Annotated in this window: 6 protein-coding genes; all 6 read left to right on the top strand. The window is 69.0% G+C overall.

Annotation, left to right across the window (positions count from 1 at the left end; genetic code table 11):
* Nucleotides 1–147 precede the first annotated feature (147 nt).
* The 6 genes from IRZ30_RS15320 (at nt 148) to IRZ30_RS15295 (ending at nt 4,766) form a co-directional block, all read left to right on the top strand.
* Complete coding sequence (locus IRZ30_RS15320; RefSeq protein WP_294086394.1) at nt 148–582, top strand: Fur family transcriptional regulator; 435 nt, start codon at nt 148–150, stop codon at nt 580–582.
* Between the two features lie 128 nt (nt 583–710).
* Complete coding sequence (locus tag IRZ30_RS15315; RefSeq protein WP_294086393.1) at nt 711–1,640, top strand: metal ABC transporter substrate-binding protein; 930 nt, start codon at nt 711–713, stop codon at nt 1,638–1,640.
* Complete coding sequence (locus IRZ30_RS15310) at nt 1,640–2,464, top strand: metal ABC transporter ATP-binding protein (protein WP_294086391.1); 825 nt, start codon at nt 1,640–1,642, stop codon at nt 2,462–2,464. Before IRZ30_RS15315 ends, IRZ30_RS15310 begins: the two co-directional genes overlap by 1 nt.
* Nucleotides 2,451–3,311 carry a metal ABC transporter permease gene (locus tag IRZ30_RS15305; protein WP_294086389.1) on the top strand — a complete coding sequence of 287 codons (861 nt, stop codon included), beginning with the start codon at nt 2,451–2,453 and terminating at the stop codon, nt 3,309–3,311. Before IRZ30_RS15310 ends, IRZ30_RS15305 begins: the two co-directional genes overlap by 14 nt.
* A 109-nt stretch (nt 3,312–3,420) precedes the next feature.
* Nucleotides 3,421–3,786, top strand: a complete 366-nt coding sequence (locus IRZ30_RS15300) for a SaoD/DsrE family protein (protein ID WP_294086387.1) — start codon at nt 3,421–3,423, stop codon at nt 3,784–3,786.
* A 29-nt stretch (nt 3,787–3,815) separates the two neighbouring features.
* Entirely contained in the window at nt 3,816–4,766 is a 951-nt protein-coding gene (locus tag IRZ30_RS15295; protein WP_294086386.1) for a carbon-nitrogen hydrolase family protein, read from the top strand.
* Nucleotides 4,767–5,405: the final 639 nt, after the last annotated feature.

Genomic DNA, 5,405 nt, shown 5'->3' with positions numbered 1-5,405 from the left:
CCCCCGGCCCCTCTCCCCTGGTGGGAGAGGGGGAAAGACGGAACACGCAACACGCAATACGTAATACGGATGACGCATGACGCTCACGTCGCCTGCATCGCTTTCCACCCACCGTATAATGGGGGGCGGATGGAGGTTGTTCCGTCGGTGGACGCGGCACACGTTCTTGAGAGCCTGCGCGACGTAGGCTTGCGCATTACCGGTCCGCGGCGCGAGGTGGTGGAGGCGATCTGCGCCCGCGAGATGCCCTTCTCCGCGGACGAGGTCTACGATGAACTGCGCGCCGCCGGGTCGAGCACCGGGCGGGCCACGGTCTTCCGCACGCTCGACCTGCTGGTCGGTCTGCGCCTGCTCGGTCGCGTCCACCGCCCCGACGGTAGCCACGGGTACGTTCTCCGCGAGCCGGGACACCGGCACCACCTCGTCTGTTCCACCTGCGGCACGGTCGTTGAGTTCCAGGGCTGCAACGTCGCTGCCCTCGCCGACGAGCTCGCCGATCGCACCCAGTTCCGCATCGAGGGGCACTGGCTGGAGTTCTTCGGCGTCTGTGCCGACTGCCAGAGCCGAGACGCCGCCGACTAAGGCGCGGGCTGGTCGAGTTGGCCCGCTGCGTCCTTGACATCCCTTGTACTATTGAGACCGAGTATCAATAGCGGCGCGGCGACCGGGTCGCATGGTGGGCAGGAAGAGCGGAAATCGGGATGGAGTGGATGCGGTGGATTGACCGCCGGGGTAGGTGGCCCGTGGTTGTGGCGCTGATCGCCGCGCTCCTCCTCGTTGCCTGCGGCCCCGGGCGGACCGGGACGCGGTCGCCCGCTGCCGGCGAGGACGACGCGCTCCGCGTCGTCGTCAGCCTGCCGGTCTTCATCTCGATGGTGGAGGCCGTTGGAGGTGAGCGAGTCGACGTAACAGCGCTCGTGCCTCCGGGCGCCGATCCACACACCTACCAGCCGACCCCGGCCGACGCGAAGACTGTGGCCGATGCCGATCTGGTCTTCGTCAACGGCGCCGGGCTGGAGGAGTGGTTGCGCGGACTGATCGAGTCGGCCGGTGGCAAGCAGGTTCCCGTCTACGAGCTGGCACAGGGTTTGACGACGATCCAGGAGGACGACCCCGACCACGAGCACCCGGAGGGGAACCCGCACCTATGGCTCGATCCGACGAATGCCATCGCCTACGTGCGTCAGATCGAGCAGCGCCTGAGCGAGCACGACCCGGACGGAGCTGGTGTGTACCGGGCGAACGCCGACGGCTACATCGCGGAGATCGAGGCGTTCGACCAGTGGGCGCGGGAGCAGATCGCGACCATCCCGCCCGAGCGGCGGACGCTGGTGACCTACCATGACGCGTTCCCGTACTTCGCGGCGCACTACGGGCTGAAGCTGGTCGGAGTGGTCGTGCCGAGCCCGGGCCGGGAGCCGGCGCCCCGCGATCTGGCGCGGCTCGTGGATGAGATCCGGGCACAACAGGTGCCGGTGCTCTTCGTCGAGCCGCAGTTCAACCCGAAGCTGGCCGATCGCCTGGCGCAGGAGGCGGGGATAACCACCCAGGTGCTCTACAGCGAGACGCCACCCGAGAGTGGGGGTTACCTGGAGATGATGCGCACCAACGTGGAGCACGTCGTGGAGGGACTCGGTTGATGGGGCAGCCGGTGCAATCGACCATCGCCGACGGCGTGGCGGAGCCGGCCACGTCCGCCCCGATCGTCGTCCGGAACCTGACGACGGGCTACCGTGAGAACCCCGTGCTGCAGGATGTCACGCTCACGGTCGAGCGCGGCTCGCTGGTGGGTGTCATCGGCCCGAACGGCGGCGGCAAGTCGACCCTGTTCAAGGCGATCCTGGGGCTGCTCCGACCGTGGTCCGGCACCGTCCTGATCGAGGGGTCGCCGCGCCGGCCCGGCCCGCGGATCGCCTACGTGCCGCAGGCCGAGACGGTCGACTGGTCCTTCCCGGTCACGGTCCACGATGTCGTCCTGATGGGCCGCACGCCGCGCCTCGGGTTCCTCCGGCGTCCGGGCCCGCGCGACCACGAGATCGCGACGGAGGCCCTTGAAGCGGTCGGGATGCAGGAGTACCGCGACCGGCAGATCGGCGAGCTGTCGGGCGGGCAGCGCCAGCGCGTCTTCCTCGCCCGCGCCCTGGCACAGGAGCCGAGCATCCTCCTGCTCGACGAGCCGGTCAGCGGCGTGGACGCCGTCACCCAGCACCAGATCTTCGAGCTGCTGGAGCGGCTGTGCCAGCGTGGGATCACCGCCATGGTCGCCTCGCACGACCTGAGCTGCGTGGCCCAGCGCTTCGATCAGGTGCTCCTCCTCAACCGGCGCGTTGTCGCCTACGGCCCGCCGGAGGAGGTCCTGACCCAGGAGCTGTTGAACGAGACGTTCCGCTCGCACCTGCTTCTCCTGCGGGTGGGCGAGCGGACCTTCGTGGTGGAGGACCCCGACCATCATGGGACTGCTTGACCTGCTGCTCGAGCCGCTGAGCTACGGCTTCCTCCAGCGCGGGCTCGTCGCGGGCATCCTGATCGGCGTGATCTGCGCCGTGATCGGCACCTTCGTGGTACTCAAAGGCTTCGCCTTCATCGGCGACGCGTTGGCCCACATCGCCTTCACCGGCATCGTCGTGGCCTTCATCGGCGGCTTCGCCTTCTACCTGGGTGCGCTGGTCGCCGCGGTGCTGGCCGCGCTCGGCATCGGCACCGTCAGCCGCCGGGCCGGGATCAGCACGGACACGTCGATCGGCATCCTCTTCAGCGGGGTCTTCGCCCTGGGCATCGTCCTCGCCAGCGTCGGGATCCAGACGTATACCGTGGATCTCTTTAGCTACCTGTTCGGCGACATCCTCGGCGTGCAGGCGGCCGACCTCGTGGCGATCGCGCTGCTCGGCGCGCTGGTGCTGCTGGTCGTGCTCGCCCTCTACAAGGAGTTGGTCTTCGTCAGCTTCGACCCGGTCGTCGCCGAGGCCGCGGGATTGCCCGGCGGGGTGCTGCAGATGTTGCTGCTCGTGCTCCTGGCGGTGACGGTCGTCGTCTCGGTGCAGGCGGTCGGGGTCGTCCTGGTGGTGGCCATGCTCGTCACCCCGAGCGCGACCGCCTACCTCCTGACCAACCGCTTCGGCCGGATGATGGCGCTGGGTGCCGGGTTCGGTGCTCTGTCGGCGCTGATCGGGTTCTACCTGTCGTACTACCTGAATGTGCCCTCGGGTGGGACGATCGTGCTGGTCGCCAGCGCGTTCTTCCTGCTGGCGCTGATCTTCTCGCCGAAGCGCGGCGGCTGGCGCCGTCTATTCGCAACGCCTGCGGTACGATAGCGGCGCGGGGCTGTCTGTTCCCCGCGCCGGACCGGCGGCACGGATTCCGCCAGGGATGGTCCCGCGCGCTGGTGGAGCGCGTTAGACCCAGTCATGGGAGGGATGGTCCATGAAGGTTGCCTATGTCTTCAGCACCTCCGGCCACACCGCTAGCTACAAGCTGGGCAAGATGATCCTGCCCCAGTTGGAGGAGGGGCGGCACGGCGCCGAAGTCGTCGGCATGTTCTTCTTCGACGACAACACGTATCTCCTGCGCAAGGGTGATCCGCTCGGCGAGCGCCTGGCCAAGGTCGCGAAGGAGCAGAACATCCTGCTCATGCTCTGCGACCAGTGCGCGCTGGAGCGGGGCCTGGCTGAGGGCGTGCCGGGCGACTGCCAGCCGAGCGGCACCGTCGAAGGAGTCCAGGTCGGCTGCTTCCCCGACCTGTACGCCGCGCTCTCCGGCAACCCGCCGGACCAGGTGATCACGCTCTAGCCCGTTGCCCGTCCCCGGAGGAGGCGGCCATGCCGGTCCTGACCGTCGCGCTGCTCCAGATGGTCGCCTCCGGCACCGACCAAGACGCGAACCTGCGCAAGGGCGACGCCTTCTGCCGCCGCGCCCGCGCCATGGGCGCCGACATCGCGCTCTTCCCCGAGATGTGGAACATCGGCTACACGCCCTACCCGGGCTGCGCCGCGAACTACCACCAGGTCGGGGCCGAGACGCCGGAGCAGGCGCGGGCACGCGCGGCGTGGCAAGAGCAGGCGATCGGCCCCGACGACGCGTTCGTCGTCCACTTCCGGAAGCTCGCCCGCGAGCTTGACATGGCCATCGCACTGACCTACCTGGAACGCTGGCCCGGCGCGCCGCGCAACACCGTGTCACTCATCGACCGCCACGGCGAGATCGTGCTGACCTACGCCAAGGTCCACACCTGCGACTTCGGGCTGGAGGCCGCCCTGACTCCCGGCGATGACTTCCCGGTCTGCACGCTCGACACTGCCGCCGGGCCGGTGCGGGTCGGTGCCATGATCTGCTTCGATCGGGAGTTCCCCGAGAGCGCGCGGCTGCTCATGCTCAACGGGGCGGAGATCATCCTGACGCCCAACGCCTGCCCGCTGGAGCCGAACCGGATCGGGCAGTTCCGCTCCCGCGCGTTCGAGAACATGGTCGGGGTGGCGATGGCCAACTACGCTGCGCCCCAGCAGAACGGCCACTCGGTGGCGTTCGACCCGATCGCCTTCGACGAGGAGGAGCGCTCCCGCGACACGCTCATCGTCGAGGCCGGGGAGGCCGAGGGGATCTACCTGGCACCGTTCGACCTGGACCGCCTGCGCGCCTGGCGCCGGCACGAGGTCTGGGGCAATGCCTTCCGGCGCCCCCACCGCTACGGTCCGCTCGTCGCCCCCGAGATTCAGAACCCCTTCGTCCGCCGCAATGCCCATGGCGCCCCGTACGACCCGACGGCGCGCTAGCGGTCGCAGCCGATGCGTGGGATGGCGTTTGACGAATTCGTCCTGCATGCCAGCCGCGCCGTCTCCCGCCTGCCTCCGCCGACGCGGGCGGCTGCCGACCGGCGTCGGGGTGGGTTGCGGGAAGGTCACGGAGTCGTGGCGCGTGCCCGGGGTAGGTTAGGTGGCGAAAAGCATCCCACGCCGTGGCGCGTGCCCGGGGCTCAAGCCCCGGGCTGACAAGGAAAGCCGGCTGAAGCCGGCTGGGCTGAGCAGGGCTATACCCAGGCGATACGGTTCTTACCATTCCGGCATGTGCCCGGGGCTAAAGCCGCCGGGCTGAATAGTGGAAAAGCCCACTGAAGGGGCTTCCTTGTCCCTCACCCGAGCTGATGCTATCCGGCCACCCATCGGACACCACGTCCCTAGCCCCTTCAGTGGGCTTTGTCTTGTCAGCCCGGTGGCTTTAGCCCCGGGCACGCGCCAGGATGCGGGATCCTTCGCACCACCCACCATACGCACGGGCCGCGGTGCGGGAACCATCTCGCCACCCGTCGAGGACCCGGTCGGCAGCGGCCCGAGCCAGCGGAGGCGGGCGGGAGGCGGAGCGGTCGGTATGCAGGAGGAGTTCGTCACGGTCCATCTGCGTGCGCCGCGATCTCC

It is taken from the genome of Sphaerobacter sp., from assembly GCF_019683595.1.
GTDB lineage: Bacteria > Chloroflexota > Chloroflexia > Thermomicrobiales > Thermomicrobiaceae > Sphaerobacter.
Note: the sequence above shows the minus strand (reverse complement) of the source record. Positions and strands in the feature narration are given on the sequence as shown.

Excerpts from the sequence above, each read along its gene's own strand:
- IRZ30_RS15310 (WP_294086391.1), top strand. The coding sequence starts at position 1,640 with ATGGGGCAGCCGGTGCAATCGACCATCGCCGACGGCGTGGCGGAGCCG.
- IRZ30_RS15300 (WP_294086387.1), top strand. The coding sequence starts at position 3,421 with ATGAAGGTTGCCTATGTCTTCAGCACCTCCGGCCACACCGCTAGCTAC.
- IRZ30_RS15315 (WP_294086393.1), top strand. The coding sequence starts at position 711 with ATGCGGTGGATTGACCGCCGGGGTAGGTGGCCCGTGGTTGTGGCGCTG.
- IRZ30_RS15305 (WP_294086389.1), top strand. The coding sequence starts at position 2,451 with ATGGGACTGCTTGACCTGCTGCTCGAGCCGCTGAGCTACGGCTTCCTC.
- IRZ30_RS15295 (WP_294086386.1), top strand. The coding sequence starts at position 3,816 with ATGCCGGTCCTGACCGTCGCGCTGCTCCAGATGGTCGCCTCCGGCACC.